The following is a 21266-nucleotide window of genomic DNA, read 5'->3' as shown; positions in this document are numbered from 1 at the left end:
ATTACCATGCCGTTGTGCATCAAGCGGCGAGGCGATCCTAGTCCCCCGCGGCCCGATGGTAATAAAAAGTCAATAGTTGGCGCGAAATGCCGTCAGCAGCCGTTGGAACAGCGCCCCCGTGCTGGGACGCGATACCATTTGCTGCGTCGGTTGTAACGCACGCAAATCCACCGGGTTCGACGCGGCGAACATGGCCAGTCCGGCGAGCGTGGCGAAGCCGGGGCCGGAATGCGCCTCCGGCAGCGCGGTCAGCCCGCGCGCACGACCGACGCGGACCGGGCGGCCCAGCGCCTGCTGCGCATAGTCGGCAATCCCCTTCAACTCGGCCCCGCCGCCGGTCAGCACGACCTGTCGCCCGACCGGATCGTCGAAGTTCAGCCGGCGCAGTTCCTTGCCGATCTCGCCGACCAGCCGTTCGAGCCGCTGGCGGATGGTGGTGATGAGCTGCGCGCGGGTGATGCGCGTTCCCTCCGAATCCTCATCGGCACGGACCGGTGCGACCTCGATCATGTCGTGATTGTCGCGCGGGCTCATGTTGGCCGACCCGTAGAAGCATTTGAGCCGTTCGGCCTGTGCGCGGTTGGTGCCGAAGGCGGAGGCGACGTCGTCGGTGATGTCGCTGGCACCCATCGCGATCGAAGCGAGGCCGGTCAGCACGCCATTGGCGAAGACCGAGACGTTGGTGATGCCCGCGCCGATTTCGACCAGCGCCACGCCCAGTTCGCGCTCCTCCTCCGACAGACAGGCAAGCCCGGTCGCGACGGGGGCAGCGACGATCGATTTGGTTTCGAGATGCGCCGAACGGACGCACAGGTCGAGATTGCGGACCGGCGAGCCTTCGGTCGCGACGACATGGATCTCGACGCCCAACCGGTCGGCGTGCAGCCCCTTCGGCTCCTTCACTCCGCCAAGCCCGTCGAGCGTGTAGCGCATCGGTTGCGCGTGCAGCACCATGCGCTGTCCCGGATCGATGGCGTTGCGGCCGGCCTTCAGCAGCGCATCGATGTCGGACTGTTCGACGCGGTGGCCGCCGAGATCGACCTCCAGCTTGACGATATCGGACACGAGGCCGCCCGCCGAGAAGCTGACCCACACATCCTCGATGTTGAAGCCGGCGATGCGTTCGGCCTGTTCGACCGCCTCGCGGACCGCCGTCTCGGTCGCCTTCATGTCCGCGATATAGCCGCGCTTGACGCCGCGGCTCTCGCGCTGGCCGGTGCCGAGCACGGTCAGTTCGCCGCTGTCGTCGGCGCGCGCGATCAGTGCCGACACTTTCGACGTGCCGATGTCGAGTGCGGTGATGATTCCTTCCGGTGCCGTCTTCGCCATATGCCCCCCTGTTCAGTCGGCGTCGGTCAGCGGTGCCGCCGCCGCCTGATTGTCCGACCCGTCATCCTCGACCTCGTTCGGCGTCGCATGCTTCATCCGCACGACCAGCTTGGTCGGATCGCGCAGGTCGAACCGGTCATAGCCCTTGCCGAGCAGGCCGAGCGTGCCGTCCAACTGTGCGAACTTGACCAGCGCCTTTGCCGATTCGGCGTCCCCTTCGGGCAGGACCAGCCGCTCGCCGGTCTGGAACAGGATGTCCCAGCGGCGATTGCCGACCCATACCGCCGCCTTCACCACCGGTTTGAGCGCGGGCGCGGCGGCCATCAGCTTGCGATAGGCCGGTTCCTGCGCATTGGCGCCGTCGCCGATCACCAGCGGCAGGCGCGGCATGCGGTTGGGCTGTACGCCGTCGAGGAGCACGCCGCCCTCGTCGATCAGCATCAACTGCCCCTTGTTCTGCCACACCGCCGCCGGATCGCGTTCGACGACGTCGACGACCAGCGTATCGGGCAGGCGGCGCGAGACGCGGGCATCGGCGATCCAGCCATAGCCGAGCAGCTTCTGTCGCGTCGCGTCGAGGTCGACCAGCGGCATCGCCCGCGAGCGCTGATCGAGCGCGACGGCATAGACCGAGGTCGCGTCCATGCGCTTCAGGCCGGTCACTTCGATCTGTTCGACGCGGAAGCCCGCCGATCCGACCGCTTCGGCGGCGGCGACGCCGACCATGCCGAACAGTCCGAACCAGTTGGCGAGCGCGATGACGATCGCGCCGGCGCCGGCGGTCAGGCTCCAGCCGACGATGCGGCGGGCGGTGGCGGCACCGCCGGGCAGCGCCGCGACCGCCTGATCAAGGACCGAGGCGCGGACCGGGCGCTTCTGCTGGACGCGGCGCTTGGGCTTGACGGTGCGGGTCTGGACGACGCGCTTGCCGGTCTGGGTCATCGCATCGCCTCTTCCACGATCCAGCCGACGAGTTGTTCGTAGCTCATGCCGACATGGCGCGCCTGTTCGGGAACGAGGCTGAGCGGCGTCATGCCGGGCTGGGTATTGGTTTCGAGGATGAACAGGCCGTCGATGCCCTGCGTGTCGTCCCAGCGGAAGTCGGTGCGCGACGCACCCTTGCACCCCAGCACGCGGTGGGCGGTGACGGCATAGGCCATGCACGCCTGCGCGATATCGTCGGGAATGTCGGCGGGGCAGACATGCTCGGTCAGGCCGTCGGTATATTTGCTGTCGTAATCGTAGAAGCCGCTCTTGGGCTTCAATTCGGTGACGCCCAGTGCGCGGTCGCCAAGCACGGCGGTGGTCAGTTCGCGGCCACGGATAAAGGGTTCGGCGAGGAGTTCGTCGAATTCCTGCCACGGGCCTTTTGCGTCGGCGGCGATCGGATTGCCATAGTTGCTGTCGTCGGTGACGATGGCGACGCCGACCGAGGAGCCCTCACTAACGGGTTTCAGGACGTACGGGCGGGGCAGCGGGTCGCGTTCGTGGAGTTCGGCGGTCTTGACGATCCGGCCGCCGGGCATGGGGACGCCGGCGGGGACGAGCGCGTGCTTGGTCAGCACCTTGTCGATGGCGATGACCGAGGTGGCGAGGCCGCTATGCGTGTAGCGCAGCCCCATCAGATCCATCATGCCCTGCACCGTGCCGTCCTCGCCGGGCGATCCGTGCAGCGCGTTGAAAACGAGGTCGGGCTTCGCTTCGGTCAGGCGCGCGGCGATGTTGCGGTCCATGTCGATGCGGGTGACGCGGTGGCCGAGCGATTCGAGCGCGGTCGCCACGCCGTTGCCGGACATGAGCGAGACTTCGCGTTCCGACGACCAGCCACCCATGAGGACGACGATGTGCAGGGGGTCGGTCACGCGGTCGGTTCCTTTGTCGTTTCGATCACAAACCCGTTCGGTTCGAGCAGCTTCGAGCGAAGTCGAGAAGCGTCCGTCGAGAACGGGTTACCCCAGGCGCGGCCTTCTCGACTTCGGTTCTCGACTGCGCTCGAACCTCCGCTCGAAGCGAACGGGTTGGGTTTCGGGTGGAACCGGCCCATCACGCCACCCCCACCCGCTGGATTTCCCATTCGAGCGTCACGCCCGAGGCGGCGAGCACCTTCGCGCGGACTTCCTCGCCCAGCGCCTCGATATCGGCGCTGGTGGCGTTGCCGGTGTTGAGCAGGAAATTGCAGTGCTTCTCAGACACCTGCGCGTCGCCCTTGCGCAGCCCCCGGCAGCCGGCGGCGTCGACCAGTGCCCATGCCTTGTGCCCGTCGGGGTTCTTGAAGGTCGATCCGCCGGTCTTGGAGCGGAGCGGCTGCGAGGCTTCGCGGGCCGCCGCGATGCGGTCCATTTCGGCCTGGATCGCCGCCGGATCGCCCGCTTCGCCGCGAAAGGTCGCCGAGACGACGATCGCGCCGTCGGGCAAGTCGCTGTGACGGTAGCGATAATTGAGGTCGGCATTTTCCAGCGTCGTGAGCGTGCCGTCGCGCGTCACGACCTGCGCCTCGACCAGCACGTCGGCGACCTCGCGGCCATAGGCGCCGCCGTTCATGCGGACAAAGCCGCCGACCGTGCCGGGGATCGAGCGGAGGAACTCGACGCCGGCGATGCCTGCGTCGCGCGCGGTCGAGGAGACGAGGATGCCGCTCGCCCCGCCGCCGCAGGTCAGCGTCAGGCCGTCCGCCGCGACCTTCGCGAAGGGCTTGCCGAGGCGCACGACGACGCCGGGAACGCCGCCGTCGCGGACGATCAGGTTGGAGCCGAGGCCCAGCCCCATGACCGGCACCGACGGGTCGAGCGCGCGGAGAAAGTCGCGGAGATCGTCCGTGTCGGCCGGTTCGAACAGCCACTGCGCCGCACCGCCCGCCTTGAACCAGACGAGCGGGGCCAGCGGTGCGTTCGCGGTCAGCTTGCCACGGACCGGCGGCAGGGTCATTTGCCGCTGCCCCAGAAGCGCGCCCAGGCGGTCCATGCCTCTGCCTGCGCATCGGCGATCTGCTTGCCGACCTCGGTCATGTCGCGGGTTTCGGCGGTGTCGAGCAGCTTCTTCGCCGCGTCGAGCTGCGCCTGCTGCGCGCGCAGGATTTCGCGCTGCATCTCGATCGCGGTGGAGAACCAGTCGCTCATGCCAGCTTCGCTTCGATCGCGGCGGGCAGGCCGGCGGCGATCTTGGTGATGTCGCCGGCACCGAGGCAGACGATCAGGTCGCCGTCCTGTCCTTCGGCTGCGAGTGCCGTGGCAAGCGCGTCCTTGTCGGCGGCGACCTGTGCCGAACGATGGCCGCGCAGGCGGATGCCGTCGACCAGCGCCTCGGCACTCACCCCCTCGACCGGGGCTTCGCCGGCGGCATAGACCGGCAGGACATGGACGGCGTCGGCGTCGTTGAACGCCTGTGCGAACTCGTCCATCAGCGCGCCAAGCCGCGAATAGCGGTGCGGCTGGACGACGGCGATCACCCGCCCGCCGGTCGCCTCGCGCGCCGCCGACAGGACCGCGCGGATTTCGACCGGATGGTGGCCGTAATCGTCGATCACGGTCATGCCTGCCACTTCGCCGACGCGGGTGAAGCGGCGCTTGACGCCGCCGAACTTGGCAAAGCCCTGCGCGATGGTCGCGTCGTCGAGGCCCAGTTCGACCGCGACGGCGATCGCCGCCAGCGCGTTCTGGACATTGTGGCGACCCGCCATCGGCAGGTGAATACCGGCGATCGTGCGGGTCTGGCCGTCGCGGTCGCGCACGACGCAGTCGAACCGGTTGCCGTCGCGGCCCGCCGTCACCTCGACGCCGCGCACATCGGCCTGGGCGGCAAAGCCATAGGTGACGATACGGCGGTCGCGGATGCGCGGGATCAGCGCCTGCACTTCGGGATGGTCGAGGCAGAGCACCGCCGCGCCATAGAAGGGCACATTTTCGATAAATTCGACATAGGCGTCCTTCGCCCGATCGAAGCTGCCATAATGGTCGAGATGTTCGGGGTCGATGTTGGTGACGACCGCGATCGTGCCGTCCAAGCGCAGGAAGCTGCCGTCGCTTTCGTCCGCCTCGACCACCATCCAGTCCGACGCACCCAGTCGTGCGTTCGAACCATAGCTGTTGATGATGCCGCCATTGATGACGGTCGGATCGACGCCGCCGGCATCGAGCAGCGCCGCGATCAGCGAGGTCGTGGTCGTCTTGCCATGCGTCCCAGCGACCGCGACGGTCGATTTCAGCCGCATCAGTTCGGCGAGCATTTCCGCGCGGCGCACTACCGGAATGCGCCTGGCGAGCGCATGGTCGCGTTCGGGATTGCCGGGCTTGATCGCGGTCGAGGTGACGACGACCGCGACGCCCTCCACATTTTCCGCCCTATGACCGATATGCACGTCGATGCCGCGCGCGCGCAGGCCATCGACGACATAGCCCTCGGCCACGTCCGATCCCTGCACCTTATAGCCGAGATTGTGCATCACCTCGGCAATGCCCGACATGCCGATGCCGCCGATGCCGACGAAATGGATCGTACCGATATCGGTCGCGACACCCTTCACGCAAATGCTTCCTTCTGTCGTTTGGCGGGGGCGACCTTGCCCACTTTCGCCTTTGGTGCGTCGATGCTTTCGACCAGATCGGCCATGTCGCGCACCGCGAACGGCCGCCCGCAACTACGCGCACGCGCCGCCGCATTGGCGAGCGCAGCGGGATCGAGGCCGAGCTTCTGGATCTGCTTGGCCAGTTCCGCGGGGGTAAAGTGCGACTGGGCGATCGCACGCGCGCCCCCCGCCGACACGATCTCGCGGCAATTCGCGGTCTGATGATCGTCGGTCGCGCCGGGCAGCGGCACGAGGATCGCGGGACGCCCCGCCGCCGTCAGTTCGGCGATCGTCGACGCCCCTGCCCGCGCGATCACGACATGCGCCCATGCCAGCCGGTCGGGCAGGTCGGGCAGATAGGTCGCGATCTCCGCCGGAATGCCATGTTCGGCATATTTGGCGCGCACCGCGTCGATATCCTCGATCCGCGCCTGATGCGTCACCTGCATCCGGCGGCGGAACGCGACGGGGAGCAGCGCGAGACCGTCGGGCACGACCTGGCTCAACACGCTCGCCCCCTGGCTGCCGCCGGTGACCAGCACCCGGAAAATCCCCTCGGCATCGAGATGCGGATAGGGCCGATCGCGCAGGGCGAGGACGCTGTCGCGCACCGGATTGCCGACCAGATGCGTCTTGGGGACATGCTTGTCCTTCAGCCGCTCGACCGCTTCATAGCTGGTGGCGATGGCATCGACGCTGCCCGCGACCAGCCGGTTGACCCGGCCGAGTACGGCATTCTGTTCGTGAACGATCGTCGGCACCTTTTGCGCGAAGGCGGCCAGCAGCGCGGGGAGTGCCGGATAGCCGCCGAAGCCGATCACGGCGGCGGGGCGGAACGTCCTGTACAACTCGATCGCCATCGACCGCCCGGCCAGCATCTGCCGACCGGCCTTCAGCCAACCGATCGGACCGCCGCTCAACCGCCCGGCGGGCAGGACATGCGTCTGGATGCCGTCGAACAGGTCGGGAAAGCGCACGCCGCGTTCGTCGCTGACCAGCGCGACGCGGTGGCCGCGCCGGGTCAGTTCGACCGCAAGCGCGGCGGCCGGGACCATATGTCCCCCGGTGCCCCCGGCGGCGAGGACATAATGTTTGCTCATTTCGCTCCGCTCCAGCGCTGCTGGCCATAGGGTGAGCGGGTCAGATACGGGTTCCGGCGGGTGAAAGCGAGCAGCAGTCCCATGCCGATCGACAGGGCGATCATCGACGACCCGCCATAGGAGATGAACGGCAGCGTCATCCCCTTCGACGGGGCGATACCGACATTGACCGCCATGTTGATGAGTGCCTGCGCCCCGAACTGTACCGCCAGGCCGGCGGCCGCGAGCAGCTTGAACGCGTCTTCCTCATCGAGCAGGCGGACGAACACGCGCACGACGATGGCGAGGAAGATCAGCGCGATGATGCCGCAGGCGATCAGGCCGAATTCCTCACCCACCACGGCAAAAATATAGTCGGTATGCGCTTCGGGCAGCTTGAACTTCACCCGCCCGCCGCCAGGACCGGTGCCGATCGCGCCGCCGGCGGTCAGCACGGCATGGGCCATGTCGACCTGATAGCTGTCGGTCGCGGCACTTTCGGGATCGGGAAACAGGAAGCCGTCGATGCGAACCCGCGCCGTGCCGTAGAAGGTGTAGGCGGCAGCGACCAGCCCGATCCCTGCGCCGCCGAGCAGCGCCATGGTCCGAACCTGAATGCCGGCGACGATCAGCAGCGCGGCCCAGACGCCGCAGAAAATGACCGTCTGCCCGAAATCGGGCTGCAACATCAGACAGCCGGCGATGACCGCAGTCAACGCGCCGGTGACCAGCAGCATCGGCAGTTGCGGATCCTTGGCCCGCAGCGACAACAGCCATGCCGTCGTGACGATGAACATGGGTTTCAGGAACTCGGACGGCTGGAACTGGCCGATGCCGAGGCTGACCCAGCGTCGTGCGCCGTTCGCCTCGACCCCCACGAACGGCGTGAGCATCAATGCCAGCACGAGTACCGCAGTGCCGAGCAGGCACAGCCGCCGGGCGAACGTGACCGGCAGCATCGACACCGCGATCATCACCGGAAAGGACAGGCCGATCCACCCCGCCTGTCGCCAGAAATACATCATCGGCGGCACGGTGACGTCGCCGCCCGAATAGCGCACCGCGGAAGCCGGCGACGCGGCGGCCACTGCGACCAGCCCGATCGCGATCAGCACCATCGCGATCAGCAGCAGCACCCGGTCGACTTCGCGAAACCATGCGCCGATCGGCGAGCGGGCGCTGCGCCCCTGGATCGTTTCGACCCGTTGCCGCAGCGCGCGAACGTCCCGCCCGCGTCCGATATCGGTCATCGCAAAGCCTCCACCGCTGCTGCGAAGGCGCGGCCGCGCGCTTCGAAATCGCTATACTGGTCGAATGATGCGCAGGCGGGCGACAACAGCACCGTATCGCCGGGTTGCGCGTTGGCGGCGGCGGCGCGGACCGCTGCGTCGAGGGTGCCGGTGTTCTCCACGGGCATGTCGGGGGCGAGCAACTCGGCGAAACGATCGGCGGCGGTGCCGATGGTATAGGCGCGCACGACATTGGCGAAGCCCGGGCGGCAGGCATCGAGGTCGTCGGACTTGGCGAGGCCGCCGACGATCCAGTGGATGCGGCCGAACGCGTTCAGCGCGGGCGCGGTCGAATCGGGGTTGGTCGCCTTGCTGTCGTCGACATAGGCGACGCCGTTCACGTCGGCGACGTGCGCCATGCGGTGGGGAAGCGCGCGGTAGCTTTGCAGGCCGGCGCGGATGGTGTCGGCATCGAGGCCCAACGCTTCGCACACCGCAATGGCGGCCAGCGCGTTCTGGGCATTATGCGGTCCGGCGAGTGCGGGGCCATAAGCGGGCGCATCGCCGGGCACGGCGATGCGGGTCGCGTGCGGCAGAGTGTCGGCGATGGCGGTCGAGGTCGTGTCGCCGGTGCCGACGATCGCGGCGTTGCCGGACGATTGCATCGCGAACAGCCGCGCCTTCGATGCGGCATAGGCCTCGAAGCCGGCATAGCGATCCAGATGGTCGGGGGTGATGTTGAGCAGCACCGCGACGTCGCAATCGAGGCTGGTCGTCAGATCGATCTGGTAGCTCGACAGTTCGAGGACATAGACGCCGCCCGCGGGCAACGGGTCCTGCGCGAGGATCGGCAGGCCGATATTGCCGCCCATGCGGGTCGGGATGCCGGCCTGGTTGAGAATGTGGTGGATCAGCGCGGTGGTGGTCGACTTGCCGTTGGTGCCGGTGATGCCGACGACCTTGTGCGCGGGGAGGTTGGCACGGGCCTGGGCGAAGAGTTCGATGTCGCCGATGATGGGCACCGAGCCGGCGTGAGTGACGATCGGGTGGCGGTTGAGCGGTACGCCCGGGGACACCACGACACCATCGAAGCCGGTGAGATCGATCGACAACGGATCGGCGAACACCAAAGCCCTCTCCCCCATGGGGGAGAGGGTTGGGAGAGGGGGTGTGGCGGGAGATGGCGTAGAAGAAGAAGTCCCCTCTCCCCGACCCTCTCCCCGCGAGCGGGGAGACGGGGACAGGGCGTCGCGCTTTGCTTCATCACCGTCCCACGCGACAACCTCCGCCCCACCGGCGAGCAGCGCGCGCACCGTCGCCGCGCCGGAGCGCGCCAGCCCCAGCACCGCGAACTTCTTCCCCGCCCAGGCGGTGGCGATGATCACCGCAGTTTCAGCGTCGAGAGGCCGGCGAGCGCCAGCACGAAGGCGATGATCCAGAAACGGATCACGACCGTGGCCTCGGCCCAGCCAAGCTGTTCGAAATGATGGTGGATCGGCGCCATGCGGAAGATGCGCTTGCCGGTGCGCTTGTACCAGAACACCTGGATGATGACCGAAAGCGCCTCGACCACGAACAGCCCGCCGATGATCGCCAGCACGATTTCGTGATGCGACGATACCGCGATCGCGCCCAGTGCGCCGCCCAGCGCGAGGCTGCCGGTATCGCCCATGAACACCGCCGCCGGAGGGGCGTTGTACCACAGGAACGCCAGCCCTGCCCCCACGATCGCGCCGCAGAACAGCGCGAGGTCGCCTGCCCCCAGCACGTGCGGAATGCCGAGATAGGCGGCGAACTTGGCGTTGCCGACCATATAGACGATCAGCATCAGCGCGACCGAGGCGATGATGACCGGCATGGTGGCGAGCCCGTCCAGCCCGTCGGTCAGGTTCACCGCATTGCCGAACGCCACGATCGTGAAGGCGGCGAAGATGACGTAGAACGGCCCCAGATCGATCGCGACGCCCGAGAAGAACGGCACGTACAGCATCGTGCCGGTCTGTTGGATGATGATCCAGCTCGCGACGCCGGCGATGAAGAATTCGAGCAGCAGGCGCACTCGGCCCGAAACGCCCGCGGTACTCGCCTTGCGCACCTTGTCATAATCGTCGAGGAAACCGATCGCTGCGAAGCCGAGCGTGACGAACAGGCACGCCCAGACGAACGGATTGGCAAGGTCCATCCACAACAGCACCGAGGTGGTGAGCGAGGTCAGGATCATCAGCCCGCCCATGGTCGGCGTGCCGCGCTTGGCGAGGTGGGTCTGTGGGCCATCGAGGCGGATCGGCTGCCCCTTGCCCTGGTGCACGCGCAGCCAGCCGATGAAGCGCGGACCGATGATCAGGCCGAGGAACAGCGCCGTCGCCGTCGCCGCACCGGTGCGGAACGACAGATAGCGGAACAGGTTCAATACACCGGGAAAGCCAAGATATTCGGCGATTTCGTACAACATCAGTCCTGGCCCCACAGGTCGGCGACGACCCGCGCCAGCCCCACCCCGTTCGATCCCTTTACGAGTACCGCATCACCCGGCGACAGCAGGTCCGACAGGACCCGCGTGGCGGCGGCGGCGTCGGGCACATGGACGGTTTCGACGCGCCCCTCAAGCGCCTTGGCGAGGGGGCGCATCCCTTCCCCCACCAATATGGCGCGCGAAACACCCGCTTCGTCGACGGGGACCGCCAGCGCGGCGTGATAGGCGTCCGAAGTTTCGCCCAGTTCACGCATTTCGCCCAGCACCGCGACGCGGCGTTCGGCACGTTCGGCGGCCAGCACCTTCAGCGTCGCGCGCATCGAGGCGGGATTGGCGTTGTAGCTTTCGTCGATGACCAGCACCTCGCCATCACCGACCTTGATCCGCCGCCGCGCGCCGCGCCCGGCCAAGCCGTCGAGATCGGCGAGCGCGAGACCGGCGACGCCGAGGTCGCCGCCGAACGCATCGACCGCCGCCATCACCGCCAGCGAATTGGCGACCCAATGTTCGCCAGGCGGGGCGAGCGTATAGCTGACCTCGCGGTCAGCCAACCGGGCGGTCACGAAGCTGTCGCCGCTCGACAGACGGACATGCTCGATCGCGCGGACATCGGCCCCATCGCGCAGGCCGAAGGTGACGATGCGGCCGGCATAAGGCTGCGCGGCGGCGATCAGCGTGTCGCGATGCGGGCTGTCAAAGGGCACGATGGCGACGCCGCCGGGAGTCAGGCCCTCGAAAATCTCGCCCTTGGCGCGGGCGATCGCATCTTCGCCGGTGAAGAATTCGGTATGGGCAGGGGCGATTGTGGTGATGATCGCGATATCCGGCCGGACCAGCCGGGTCAGCTTCGACAGCTCGCCCGCATGGTTCATGCCCATTTCGAGCACCGCCGCGCGCGTCGCCGCCGGCATCCGCGACAGGCTAAGCGGCACGCCGGTATGGTTGTTGTAGCTTTTGACCGATCGATGCGCCTGACCGAAGGTGACGCGATCGAGCGCCGCGAACAACGCCTCCTTGGTGCCGGTCTTGCCGACCGATCCGGTCACGCCGATGATCCGCCCCGCCACGCGCGCGCGGGCGGCATGGGCAAGCTGGTCGAGCGCGGCGATGGTGTCGGGCACCAGCACATGCGGCCCATCGACCGGTTGCGACACCAGCGCCCCTGCCGCCCCTTGTGCGAATGCCTGCGCGACGAAGCGGTGGCCGTCGGTCGCTTCGCCCGACAGCGCGACGAACAGGTCGCCGGAGCCGACCTCGCGGCTGTCGAAGGCTACGCCGTCCGCATGGAAGTCGGCAGAGGCGAAACCGCCGGTCGCAGCGGCGATCGCTGCCGAGGTCCAGAGCGGACCGGCTCCATCAACCCGCACAGTCACGCGCCACCTGCACGTCGTCGAAGGGCAGAATCATGTCGCCGACGATCTGGCCCTGCTCATGCCCCTTGCCCGCGATCAACACGATATCGCCGGCCTGCGCCATGTCGCATGCGGCGCGGATCGCGGCGCGGCGGTCGCCGATCTCGGTCGCGTCCGGCGCACCCTCAAGCACATGCCTGCGGATCGTCGCCGGGTCTTCGGTACGGGGATTGTCGTCGGTGACGATCGCGACGTCGGCATGGGTCGCGACGACCTCGCCCATCGGCGCGCGCTTGCCGGTGTCGCGGTCGCCGCCCGCACCGAAGACGACGATCAGCCGTCCTTCGGCATGCGGACGCAGCGCGGCGATGGCGGCCTCCAGCGCGTCGGGGGTATGGGCATAGTCGACATAGACCGGCGCGCCGTTCGGCAGGATCACCGCGCGCTCCAGTCGCCCGCGCACCGGCTGCAGCCGCGCCAGCCCGGCCAGCGTCGCCGCAAGCGTTCCGCCGGTCGCCAGCACGAGGCCAGCCGCGGTCAGCGCGTTCGCCGCCTGATAGGCACCGATCAGCGGCAGTTGCACCTTGTGCGCCTGCCCCTCGGCCTCGATCGTCAGCGCCTGTCCCAGCAGGCTCGGTTCCCGCCCGGTCAGACGGAGCGTGTCGCCATGTTCGCCGACGGTGATGAGCGTGTTGCCGCGCACTCGCGCCAGATCGATCACGCGGTCGGCATGCGGATCGTCGACCCACACCACCGCCGTACCGTCATCGGCCAGCATCTCGGCGAACAGCCGCAACTTGGCAGTCAGATAGGTCGCCATGTCGCCATGATAGTCGAGGTGATCGCGGCTGAGATTGGTGAAGGCGGCGGCGCGGACCGGCAGCCCTTCGGTGCGATATTGCGCCAGGCCGTGGCTCGACGCTTCGAACGCGACATGGGTCACGCCTTCGCGCGCCAGCCCGGCGACGTTCGACAGGAAGGTGACGATGTCGGGCGTGGTCAGCCCAGTCGTGACGCGTTCGTCGGCGGTGGTGACGCCCAACGTGCCGATCGATGCGGCGTGATGCCCCTGCATCCGCCAAAGCTGCCGCACCATTTCGACGGTGCTGGTCTTGCCGTTGGTGCCGGTGACCGCGACGCAGGTCGGCGGGAATGGCGCGAAGAATTGTGCGGCAGCGCGGGCGAAGGCCTCGCGCGGATCGCGGGCGGCGATATGGACCGCACCCTCGACGACCGCTTCGGGGCGGGCGACGATGGCGATCGCCCCGGCGGCGACGGCGGCAGGAATGAAGTCCTCGCCATTCACCCGCGCCCCTTCGAACGCGCCGAAGACGGTACCCGGTGCGACCTTGCGATGGTCGATCGCAAAGCCCGTGACGATCTGCGGCTCGTCACCGCCGGTAATCGTTCCCAATCTCATTCCACGTTCGCCAGCTTCTTCGCATCACCCGGCGCGCGCCACAGCAGCCCGCGCAATCCGGTGACGTCGATATCGGCATTGGCGTCGGGAATCACCCCCAACAATGGTCCGGTGCGCGAGATCACGCGACTGACCACCGGCGCAGCGGTCCATGCCGCGCTGGTGAAGCCGAAGGTTTCCTTCGTCCCCTTCGGACTGTCGAGCATCGCGATCACGACATAGCGCGGGCGATCCATCGGAAATACCGCGGCGAAGGTCGACACGTTGACCCTCTTCGAATAGCCGCCGCCCGCCCCGACGGTCTCGGCGGTACCGGTCTTGCCCCCGACGCGAAAACCGGGCGCTTCCGCCTTGCGGCCGGTACCGTCGGTAACGACCAAGCGCAGCAGCGCGCGCATCTTGGCGCTGGTCGCCTCGGTGAACACACGCCGACCTGCCGGCGCCTGCCCGGGCTTCAGCTTCATCAGCGTCGCCGGGCGCCAGATGCCGCCATTGACCAATGCGGCATAGGCGCTGGCAAGGTGCAGCGGAGTGACGGCGATGCCGTGACCATAAGCGGTCGTCATCGTCGTCGTCCGACCCCAGAAATGCGGCCAGATGGGGCGCGACTTTTCGACCTCCAGATCGGGCGCCGCGTCGAAATGCAGCGAGCGAAACAGCTTTTCCATCCGCGCCTGCCCCATTTCGTCGGCAATGCGGGCAGTGCCGATGTTCGACGAATGGACGAGGATCTCGGGAATGTTCATCCAGCGCTTCTGGGCATGATCGTCGCGGATGCGGAAGCCGCCCACCGCCAGCGGCTGCGTCGCATCATAGCGCTTCGACAGCGAGGGGACGACGCCGTCGTCGAGCGCGGCGGCCATGGTCAGCGGCTTGAACGCCGACCCCAGCTCGTACACGCCCTGCGTCACCGTATTCATCTGACCGGTGTTGGCGGTGACGTGGTTGGGGTTGAAGGTCGGCAGCGAGGTCATGGCGATGACTTCGCCGGTATCGCTATCGAGCACGATGCCCCCGGCACCGCGCGCCTGGAACACCGCCATCGCATTGGCGAGTTCGCTTTCCAACGCCGCCTGGACCCGGGTGTCGAGGCTGAGCGCCACCGGCCGCCCACGCTCGGCCGGGTCGACCAGCCGCGCGTTCAGGAACTTCTCCATGCCACGCACGCCGCGCCCGTCCATGTCGAGATAGCCGAGCGCATGCGCCGCCATCGCGCTCTGCGGATAAAGGCGTTCGGGTTCACGCCCCAGCGCGATGCCTGGTTCGCCCAGCGCATTCACCTGCTGCACCAGTTCGGGCAGCGCGCGGCGGCGCAGATAGACGAAGCTGCGGTCGAGATTGAGTTGCGCGTAATAATAGCCCGCGTCGTGATCGGGCATCAGCGCCGCGAGCTGTTCGGCCAGTTGCCGCTTGTCGCCGATCACCTTGTCCGGGCGCACCGCGATCGACCATGCGTCGATGGTACGGGCCAGCGGCGCGCCGTTGCGGTCGACCAGGTCGCCGCGCAACGGAACCAGCGCCGATTCCGCCGCGATGGCAGAGCGCGGTTCGGCCATGACGCCCAGCAGCATCAGCCGCACGAGGATCGCCGCCACCCCTGCCGCGAACAGCAGCATCAGCACCATCAGCCGGTAATGGGCGATGTTCACCAGCGTATGGCGCGCGCCATCGGCACGCTGCTGGTTGAGCGGAGGGGCGACGACGACGATCACGGGCGGGCGGCTTCCTTGCGGGCGGAACGGGCCAGATCGGCCATGGTCGCATCGCTTAGCAGGGTCCGGTCGAGCATCGCCACCGCCCGCGCCTTGGCCGGGATCACATCGGCCTTTGCCGTCTGGACCGGACCGGCCGGCTTGGCGGTACGGGCGGGCTCTGCCTTCACCGGCGTCGGGGCGGCGGCGGGTGCGGCGGCGGCAAGGGCGGGTTCGGGTGTTGGGGGTGCGAGTTCCATCGGCGCGCTCGGCACGACATAAGCGAGCGCGACGTTACCGCCCTCGGTCCGGCCGGGCAGCGACGCCAACTGATGTTCGCCGCCGACATATTGTTCGGCGCGCGGTGCGGCGAGCGCCAGGACGTCGCCGTTCCAGCGTTCGAGCTGCGCCATGTTGGCGCGGGTGTCGAATTCGGTTTCCAGCGCGCGGATATCCTTGCGCGCCTGCACGATCGATCGCTCGACCGCCTCGACCCGGCCACGCTCCGCCGCCCCCTGCGAAATGACGAGGTAGAAGGCCGGCGCCATCACGCCGATCGCCACCAGCTTGCCCAATGTTCCGAACCCGAACGCACCCATCACATCGCACTCCCGTTCGAACTCCACGGCGCGGACGCCGTGCGAATGGCCGCACGCAACGTCGCCGAACGCGCGCGCGGGTTGATCGTCACTTCTTCGTCACTTGGCCGCACCGCCTTGGCGATGCTGCCGAAACTGGGCGCCGGCCCCTGCACCACCACCGGGCGGTGGCGCGAACCCGCAGGCATCGCGCCGCCCCGTTCGCGCAGGAAGCGCTTGACGATGCGGTCCTCGAGGCTGTGGAAACTGACCACCGACAGCCGCCCGCCCGGGCGCAACACCCGCTCCGCCGCGTCGAGCCCGGCGGTCAGCTCGCCCAGTTCGTCGTTCAGGTGGATGCGAATCGCCTGGAACGCGCGGGTCGCCGGGTCCTTCTTCTCATGCGGGCGATGGCCGAGCGCGCGGCGGACCACGGCGGCGAGTTCGCCGGTGCGCGACAATGGCCGCGCGCCGACGATGAAGTTCGCGACGCGGCGATGGCGCGGCTCCTCGCCATAGCGGTCGAGCACGTCCGAAATGTCTGCCTCATCGGCAGTGTTGAGCCATTCGGCCGCCGTCATGCCTTCCCGGCTCATCCGCATGTCGAGCGGGCCATCCGATTGAAAGGAAAAGCCGCGATCGGCCTGATCGAGCTGCATCGAGGACACGCCGATATCCATGACGACCCCGTCGACCGCGTCAATGCCGCGCGCCGCCAATTCGCCCGCCATCGCCGAAAAAGGCGCTTCGATCAGTAACAACCGGTCGCCGGCCTCGTCGAGCAGCGGCGTGGCGGCGGCATGCGCGGTCGGGTCGCGGTCGAACGCGATCACCCGCGCGCCCGCCGCAAGCATGGCACGCGTATAGCCGCCCGCGCCGAACGTCGCGTCGACATGGGTTTCGCCGGGCTGGATCGCCAGTGCCGCGACCGCTTCGGTCAGCAGGACAGGGATATGCGGAGCGGCGGTCATTGCAGCCCCTTCTCTTCCATCAGGAAAGCGCACAGTTCGCGCGTGTCGGCATCGATCTCTTCGTCGGCGATCAGGGTGAACGGGTCCCAGATGTTGAAGGTGTCGCCGCGCCCGTGGAAGAACGCCCATTTGTCGATCTTCGCCCGGCGGCGATAGAAGGTCGGCAACACGAAGCGACCGGCGCTGTCGAACGGTGCCGATTCGAGGTTGCCGAACGCCTTGCCCGCGACGTTATAGTCGGTGTCGACATCCTCGTCGCTGCCCTGCGGCCGGCGCGAATACAGGATCTTGGGCCATGCGGTGTCGAACGCGCTGAGGCAGACATGCTTGCCGTGGCGCTTGACGAGCAATTCGCGGGCGTCGGCATTCTTCTCCAGCACCGAGCGCAGCTTGGCAGGCACTGCGACGCGACCCTTCGCGTCGACCGCCTGTAGCCCGTAGCTCAGGTAGAGTTCCCTGTCCGACACATCACCCCTGTTTGGTCACGCAGGAGAAGCGTCGCGCCCGGCAAATACGCGCCGCGCGAGAAAGTTCGACGATCCCAGGACCTGCCCCCTGTGACGGTTCAGGAAGTACCAAAAGTACACTTGGGTCACAATGGGAGAAGTTGGGTGAAGGTGGGATTTTGCCCCACCCTGCGGGCGATTTATGGGCTGTACGTTGTTTGTTCGCCCACCGATTGCGGACAGCAGGGCGCGCGCCGATGGGATCGCGCCCCACCGGGGTCGGAAACGGATGGGCAGGTTTGGGATTGGCGATCGGACAGGGGCTGGCTAGGCTACCCGGGCAGCGAATTTACGGTAACCGGTGCCGCGCCTACGCGGTCAGCGCGCTTCGGCGAACGTCGCGTTGTTGCCGGGCGCGGTACCGGGCGCGATGCCCAGTTCGGCAAGCGGCTCGTCAGGATTGCCAGCGGTCAGATTGGCAAGCGCGACATTGGCCGATTCGTCGACCGCGGTGACATCCTCGGTAATCGGCGGCTCGTCGATCGCCGAACGGAAGAGCGCGCTGGCGAGCACGATCAGCAGCACGACCAGCACCAGACCGGTCGCCCCGACGCGCAGGCGTTGCAGCAGTTGCGATTGATCCGACCGTGGCAACATTCGATGGCTTGTTACGCCGAAGTCCCCGCGCTGTCGACCGCCAAGCCCTTCGCCGTTAACCATTCGGGATTGTACAGCGTCGAAAGGTAGCGAAACCCGGTATCGCACAGGATCGTCACCACGCGGCTGCCCGGCCCCAATTTCCGCGCCAGCAGCACCGCACCGGCAACGTTGATGCCCGACGACAGACCAAGGCACAGCCCTTCCTCGGCCAGCAGGCGGCGGACCCAGACCATGCCTTCCGCGTCCGACACGCGGAACTGCGTATCGACCGGCGCGCCGTCCAGGTTGGCGGTGATCCGACCCTGCCCGATTCCCTCCGCGACTGACGACCCTTCCGAGCGTAACTCGCCATGGGCATAATAGTCGTACAGCGCCGCGCCGTGGGGATCGGTCAGGGCGATGGTGACCGATTCGTCCTTTTCCTTGAGCCCCAGCCCGACCCCGGCCAGCGTTCCGCCGGTTCCGGCCGCGCAGGTAAAGCCATCGATCCGCCCGCCCATCTGCTCCCAGATCTCGGCGGCGGTGCCGGTGATGTGCGCGCGGCGGTTAGCGATGTTGTCGAACTGGTTGGCCCAGATCGCGTTCGGCGTTTCCTCGGCGATCCGCCGGCTGGTGTGGACGAAATGGCCGGGGTTCGAATAGGGCGCGGCCGGGACGAGGACCAGTTCCGCGCCGAGCGCGCGCAACGTGTCCATCTTCTCGCGGCTCTGCGTCTCGGGCATGACGATGATCGTCCGATAGCCCTTGGCGTTGGCGACCAGCGCGAGGCCGATGCCGGTATTACCCGCCGTCCCCTCGACGATCGTCCCGCCCGGCTGGATCAGGCCACGCGCTTCCGCGTCCTCGACGATCGACAGCGCCGCCCGGTCCTTCACGCTGGCGCCGGGATTGGCGAATTCGCACTTGGCGAAAATCTCCGCGCCCGAAGCCTCGCTCGGCCCCTTGAGGCGGACGAGCGGGGTGTTGCCGATCAGAGCGAGCGTGTCGGAGGCGATATGCATGGGTTCCAGATGGCGCGGGACGTCCGCCGGAGCAAGCGCCCGGCGCCGTAGAATGGATTGGTCGCAGGCAATGGTGGCTTGGGCCTACCCCACCAACGCATCCACCAGCGCCTTGACCTTCGCCTGTCGCCATTGCGGCAAGGGCGCGACCAGCCAATAGCCTTGCCGCCCGCCCTTCGGCTCGCCGACGACGCTCACCCGACCGCCTGCGATATCCCCGCGCGCAAGGAGTTCGGGCACCGTCGCCCGTCCCAGCCCGGCCGCCGCCGCGTCGATTGCCAGACCCGCATCGGCCACCCGCACCAGCGCCGACGCATCTTCCGGCTCGCATCCGGGCCAGCCGATCCGCGTATCGGCACCGCCGCCCGCGCGTTCAATCGTGACCATACCATCCGATTCGAGCGCTTCGCCCTCGTGCGCGCCTGGCCCGTCGCCCCAGCGAATGGCGAGGTCCAGATTCGCCTCGGTAAAGTCGATCGCCTCATCCGACGCGACCAACGCGAAGCGCAGTTCGGGATCGGTCGCCGCTATCCGCGACAGGCGCGGCAAGAGCCATTTCTGGGTAAGGTCGCGCGGTGCGGCGATGGTCAGCGACTTGGACGACTGCCCCGCCTGCATCGCGCGAACCGCTTCCTCGAATTGCAGGAAGCCACCGCGTAGCGCCGCCAGCCCCGCCTCGCCCTCGGGCGTCAGTTCGAGGCCGCGCGTGGTGCGGCGGAACAGGACGACGCCCAGCGTATCCTCCAGCGCGCGAACCTGCTGGCCCACCGCCGCCGGAGTCACGGCCAGTTCGTCGGCAGCGCGGGTGAACGACAAGTGCCGCGCGGCGGCGTCGAGCACGCGCAGGCCGTTGAGCGGAAGATGCGTCCGCTTCATGCGCCGACCGCCGGTGCCAGCAGCGCGAAGCGGGGAATCGCGACGTCGAACGTATCGCCATCGTCGGCGAGCATGTGATAGCTGCCCTGCATCGCCCCGCTCGAGGTCGACAGCGGACAACCCGACACATAGTCGAAACTGCCGCCCGGTTCGATCACAGGCAGTTCGCCGATCACCCCTTCCCCCTCCACGCTATGCCGTTCGCCGCGTCCGTCGGTGATGATCCAGTGGCGGGTCAGCAGCTGGACGGTGCGATCCGAACCATTCTCGATCCGGATATGATAGGCCCAGAACCAGCGGCCCTGCGCGGGCTGCGACTGTTCGGGCAGATAGGTCGCCGATACCCGCACCGCGATGCCGGCGGTCGTCGCCTCGTGCGGGAACAGCGCCTTCATAGGGCGACCGCTCGCAACGCCTGATCCAGATCGGCGATCAGGTCGTCGGCATCCTCCAGCCCCACATTGATGCGGATCATGCCCTCCGAAATGCCCATCTCGATCCGCTTCTCCTCGGCCACGCCCGAATGGGTGGTGGAGGCAGGATGCGTCATCAGCGACCGCGAGTCGCCAATATTGTTCGAGATATCGATCAGTTGCAGCGCATCGAGCAGCCCGTGCGCCTGGGCACGCCCGCCATCGAGTTCGAACGAGAAGATCGGTCCGGCCATCTTCATCTGCCGCATGCACAGGTCGTGCTGCGGATGGCTGGGCAGGCCCGGCGCGTTGATCTTCGGCACGCGCTTTTCGAGGAAGCTGGCGACCTTCAGCGCATTTTCCGACTGGCGCATCACGCGCAGGTCGAGCGTCTCCAGCCCTTTCAGCACCACCCATGCGTTGAACGCGCTAAGCGTCGGGCCGGTGTTGCGGGTGAAGGGCAACAGGACGTCGTCGATGAACGCCTTGGTCCCGCACACCGCACCGGCGAGCACGCGCCCCTGCCCTTCCATCAGCTTGGTCGCGCTATAGGCGACGACGTCGGCGCCGAACTCCATCGGCCGTTGCAGCACGGGACTGGCAAAGGCGTTGTCGACGACGGTGACGATGCCCCGCTCGCGCGCCGCCGCGCAGATCGCGGTCAGGTCGGCGACGTCCATCGTCGGATTGGCCGGCGTTTCGAAAAACCAGACTTTCGTGTTCGGGCGACTGGCGTCGATGAACGCCTGCGTATCGCGTGCATCGACCACGTCGGTTGCGATCCCGAATTTCGGCAGCAGCGTATCGGTCAACCAGCGACACGATCCGAAGGCGGCGCGCCCACCGACCAGATGGTCGCCCGCCGACAACTGGCTCAGCAAAGCCGCGGTCATTGCCGCCATGCCGGTCGCCATCGTCCGGCACGCCTCGGCCCCTTCCAGCAGGGCAATGCGCTCTTCCAACATCTCGACCGTCGGGTTCTGCAACCGCGAATAGGTCATGCCGACCTGTTCGCCGGCAAAGCGCGCGGCGGCGTCGCCCGCACAGTCATAGGCATAGCCCGAGGTAAGGAACAGCGCCTCCGACGTTTCGCCATATTCGCTGCGCGCGGTGCCGCCGCGCACGGCCTGCGTTGCGGGGCGCCAATTGGCGGTGATGCTGCGGTCTTGTCCGGTCTTGCGCTTCAT

21 protein-coding genes are annotated in these 21266 nt (G+C 67.6%); all 21 read right to left on the bottom strand.

The window, feature by feature from the left end:
- Window positions 1–69: 69 nt before the first annotated feature.
- Window positions 70–1329, bottom strand: a complete 1260-nt coding sequence (gene ftsA / locus ACZ1JS_RS04145; RefSeq protein WP_465167838.1) for a cell division protein FtsA — start codon at window positions 1327–1329, stop codon at window positions 70–72.
- A 12-nt stretch (window positions 1330–1341) separates the two neighbouring features.
- Window positions 1342–2271: a cell division protein FtsQ/DivIB gene (locus ACZ1JS_RS04140; protein ID WP_242115854.1), complete on the bottom strand. Its 930-nt coding sequence runs from the start codon at window positions 2269–2271 to the stop codon at window positions 1342–1344.
- Window positions 2268–3191 carry a D-alanine--D-alanine ligase gene (locus tag ACZ1JS_RS04135; protein WP_465167837.1) on the bottom strand — a complete coding sequence of 308 codons (924 nt, stop codon included), beginning with the start codon at window positions 3189–3191 and terminating at the stop codon, window positions 2268–2270. The genes ACZ1JS_RS04140 and ACZ1JS_RS04135 overlap by 4 nt, the downstream gene beginning before the upstream one ends.
- Before the next feature lie 181 nt (window positions 3192–3372).
- The gene (gene murB / locus ACZ1JS_RS04130) at window positions 3373–4254 is read right to left on the bottom strand and encodes a UDP-N-acetylmuramate dehydrogenase (protein ID WP_465167836.1); all 882 of its coding nucleotides are present in this window, start codon (window positions 4252–4254) and stop codon (window positions 3373–3375) included.
- Window positions 4251–4445, bottom strand: coding sequence for a hypothetical protein (locus ACZ1JS_RS04125; RefSeq protein WP_242416285.1), 195 nt, complete (start codon window positions 4443–4445; stop codon window positions 4251–4253). Before ACZ1JS_RS04125 ends, murB begins: the two co-directional genes overlap by 4 nt.
- A complete protein-coding gene (gene murC / locus ACZ1JS_RS04120) occupies window positions 4442–5848 on the bottom strand; it encodes a UDP-N-acetylmuramate--L-alanine ligase (protein WP_465167835.1) in 1407 nt (468 codons plus the stop codon). The genes ACZ1JS_RS04125 and murC overlap by 4 nt, the downstream gene beginning before the upstream one ends.
- Window positions 5845–6990 (bottom strand): undecaprenyldiphospho-muramoylpentapeptide beta-N-acetylglucosaminyltransferase, encoded by a 1146-nt coding sequence (gene murG / locus ACZ1JS_RS04115; RefSeq protein ID WP_465167834.1) that lies wholly within the window; start codon window positions 6988–6990, stop codon window positions 5845–5847. Before murG ends, murC begins: the two co-directional genes overlap by 4 nt.
- The gene (locus ACZ1JS_RS04110; protein WP_465167833.1) at window positions 6987–8219 is read right to left on the bottom strand and encodes an FtsW/RodA/SpoVE family cell cycle protein; all 1233 of its coding nucleotides are present in this window, start codon (window positions 8217–8219) and stop codon (window positions 6987–6989) included. The genes murG and ACZ1JS_RS04110 overlap by 4 nt, the downstream gene beginning before the upstream one ends.
- Window positions 8216–9583, bottom strand: a complete 1368-nt coding sequence (gene murD, locus ACZ1JS_RS04105; protein ID WP_465167832.1) for a UDP-N-acetylmuramoyl-L-alanine--D-glutamate ligase — start codon at window positions 9581–9583, stop codon at window positions 8216–8218. The genes ACZ1JS_RS04110 and murD overlap by 4 nt, the downstream gene beginning before the upstream one ends.
- The gene (gene mraY / locus ACZ1JS_RS04100; RefSeq protein ID WP_465167831.1) at window positions 9580–10650 is read right to left on the bottom strand and encodes a phospho-N-acetylmuramoyl-pentapeptide-transferase; all 1071 of its coding nucleotides are present in this window, start codon (window positions 10648–10650) and stop codon (window positions 9580–9582) included. Before mraY ends, murD begins: the two co-directional genes overlap by 4 nt.
- Complete coding sequence (locus ACZ1JS_RS04095; protein WP_465167830.1) at window positions 10650–12044, bottom strand: UDP-N-acetylmuramoyl-tripeptide--D-alanyl-D-alanine ligase; 1395 nt, start codon at window positions 12042–12044, stop codon at window positions 10650–10652. Before ACZ1JS_RS04095 ends, mraY begins: the two co-directional genes overlap by 1 nt.
- Window positions 12028–13443 (bottom strand): UDP-N-acetylmuramoyl-L-alanyl-D-glutamate--2,6-diaminopimelate ligase, encoded by a 1416-nt coding sequence (locus ACZ1JS_RS04090; protein WP_465167829.1) that lies wholly within the window; start codon window positions 13441–13443, stop codon window positions 12028–12030. The genes ACZ1JS_RS04095 and ACZ1JS_RS04090 overlap by 17 nt, the downstream gene beginning before the upstream one ends.
- The gene (locus ACZ1JS_RS04085) at window positions 13440–15155 is read right to left on the bottom strand and encodes a peptidoglycan D,D-transpeptidase FtsI family protein (protein WP_465167828.1); all 1716 of its coding nucleotides are present in this window, start codon (window positions 15153–15155) and stop codon (window positions 13440–13442) included. The genes ACZ1JS_RS04090 and ACZ1JS_RS04085 overlap by 4 nt, the downstream gene beginning before the upstream one ends.
- Window positions 15152–15733, bottom strand: coding sequence for a hypothetical protein (locus tag ACZ1JS_RS04080; RefSeq protein WP_465168627.1), 582 nt, complete (start codon window positions 15731–15733; stop codon window positions 15152–15154). The genes ACZ1JS_RS04085 and ACZ1JS_RS04080 overlap by 4 nt, the downstream gene beginning before the upstream one ends.
- On the bottom strand, window positions 15733–16683 hold the full coding sequence (rsmH, locus tag ACZ1JS_RS04075; RefSeq protein WP_465167827.1) for a 16S rRNA (cytosine(1402)-N(4))-methyltransferase RsmH: 951 nt from the start codon (window positions 16681–16683) through the stop codon (window positions 15733–15735). The genes ACZ1JS_RS04080 and rsmH overlap by 1 nt, the downstream gene beginning before the upstream one ends.
- On the bottom strand, window positions 16680–17150 hold the full coding sequence (locus tag ACZ1JS_RS04070) for a division/cell wall cluster transcriptional repressor MraZ (protein WP_242115867.1): 471 nt from the start codon (window positions 17148–17150) through the stop codon (window positions 16680–16682). Before ACZ1JS_RS04070 ends, rsmH begins: the two co-directional genes overlap by 4 nt.
- 357 nt (window positions 17151–17507) lie before the next feature.
- Window positions 17508–17786, bottom strand: coding sequence for a hypothetical protein (locus ACZ1JS_RS04065; RefSeq protein ID WP_242115868.1), 279 nt, complete (start codon window positions 17784–17786; stop codon window positions 17508–17510).
- Between the two features lie 11 nt (window positions 17787–17797).
- A complete protein-coding gene (locus ACZ1JS_RS04060; protein WP_465167826.1) occupies window positions 17798–18790 on the bottom strand; it encodes a cysteine synthase A in 993 nt (330 codons plus the stop codon).
- A gap of 84 nt (window positions 18791–18874) precedes the next feature.
- Window positions 18875–19666: a LysR family transcriptional regulator gene (locus ACZ1JS_RS04055; protein ID WP_465167825.1), complete on the bottom strand. Its 792-nt coding sequence runs from the start codon at window positions 19664–19666 to the stop codon at window positions 18875–18877.
- Complete coding sequence (apaG, locus tag ACZ1JS_RS04050; protein ID WP_465167824.1) at window positions 19663–20061, bottom strand: Co2+/Mg2+ efflux protein ApaG; 399 nt, start codon at window positions 20059–20061, stop codon at window positions 19663–19665. Before apaG ends, ACZ1JS_RS04055 begins: the two co-directional genes overlap by 4 nt.
- Window positions 20058–21266 carry a trans-sulfuration enzyme family protein gene (locus ACZ1JS_RS04045; protein ID WP_465167823.1) on the bottom strand — a complete coding sequence of 403 codons (1209 nt, stop codon included), beginning with the start codon at window positions 21264–21266 and terminating at the stop codon, window positions 20058–20060. Before ACZ1JS_RS04045 ends, apaG begins: the two co-directional genes overlap by 4 nt.

The sequence above is a fragment of the Sphingomonas sp. BL-S-05 genome (assembly GCF_055521695.1).
This window is presented reverse-complemented; position numbering and strand designations above follow the sequence as displayed.

Bases quoted from the DNA above. Each gene is read 5' to 3' on its own strand.
- ftsA (WP_465167838.1), bottom strand. From the start codon at position 1,329: ATGGCGAAGACGGCACCGGAAGGAATCATCACCGCACTCGACATCGGC.
- ACZ1JS_RS04140 (WP_242115854.1), bottom strand. From the start codon at position 2,271: ATGACCCAGACCGGCAAGCGCGTCGTCCAGACCCGCACCGTCAAGCCC.
- murB (WP_465167836.1), bottom strand. From the start codon at position 4,254: ATGACCCTGCCGCCGGTCCGTGGCAAGCTGACCGCGAACGCACCGCTG.
- ACZ1JS_RS04125 (WP_242416285.1), bottom strand. From the start codon at position 4,445: ATGAGCGACTGGTTCTCCACCGCGATCGAGATGCAGCGCGAAATCCTG.
- murG (WP_465167834.1), bottom strand. From the start codon at position 6,990: ATGAGCAAACATTATGTCCTCGCCGCCGGGGGCACCGGGGGACATATG.
- ACZ1JS_RS04110 (WP_465167833.1), bottom strand. From the start codon at position 8,219: ATGACCGATATCGGACGCGGGCGGGACGTTCGCGCGCTGCGGCAACGG.
- mraY (WP_465167831.1), bottom strand. From the start codon at position 10,650: ATGTTGTACGAAATCGCCGAATATCTTGGCTTTCCCGGTGTATTGAAC.
- ACZ1JS_RS04090 (WP_465167829.1), bottom strand. From the start codon at position 13,443: ATGAGATTGGGAACGATTACCGGCGGTGACGAGCCGCAGATCGTCACG.
- ACZ1JS_RS04080 (WP_465168627.1), bottom strand. From the start codon at position 15,733: ATGGGTGCGTTCGGGTTCGGAACATTGGGCAAGCTGGTGGCGATCGGC.
- rsmH (WP_465167827.1), bottom strand. From the start codon at position 16,683: ATGACCGCCGCTCCGCATATCCCTGTCCTGCTGACCGAAGCGGTCGCG.
- ACZ1JS_RS04065 (WP_242115868.1), bottom strand. From the start codon at position 17,786: ATGTTGCCACGGTCGGATCAATCGCAACTGCTGCAACGCCTGCGCGTC.
- ACZ1JS_RS04060 (WP_465167826.1), bottom strand. From the start codon at position 18,790: ATGCATATCGCCTCCGACACGCTCGCTCTGATCGGCAACACCCCGCTC.
- ACZ1JS_RS04055 (WP_465167825.1), bottom strand. From the start codon at position 19,666: ATGAAGCGGACGCATCTTCCGCTCAACGGCCTGCGCGTGCTCGACGCC.
- apaG (WP_465167824.1), bottom strand. From the start codon at position 20,061: ATGAAGGCGCTGTTCCCGCACGAGGCGACGACCGCCGGCATCGCGGTG.
- ACZ1JS_RS04045 (WP_465167823.1), bottom strand. From the start codon at position 21,266: ATGAAGCGCAAGACCGGACAAGACCGCAGCATCACCGCCAATTGGCGC.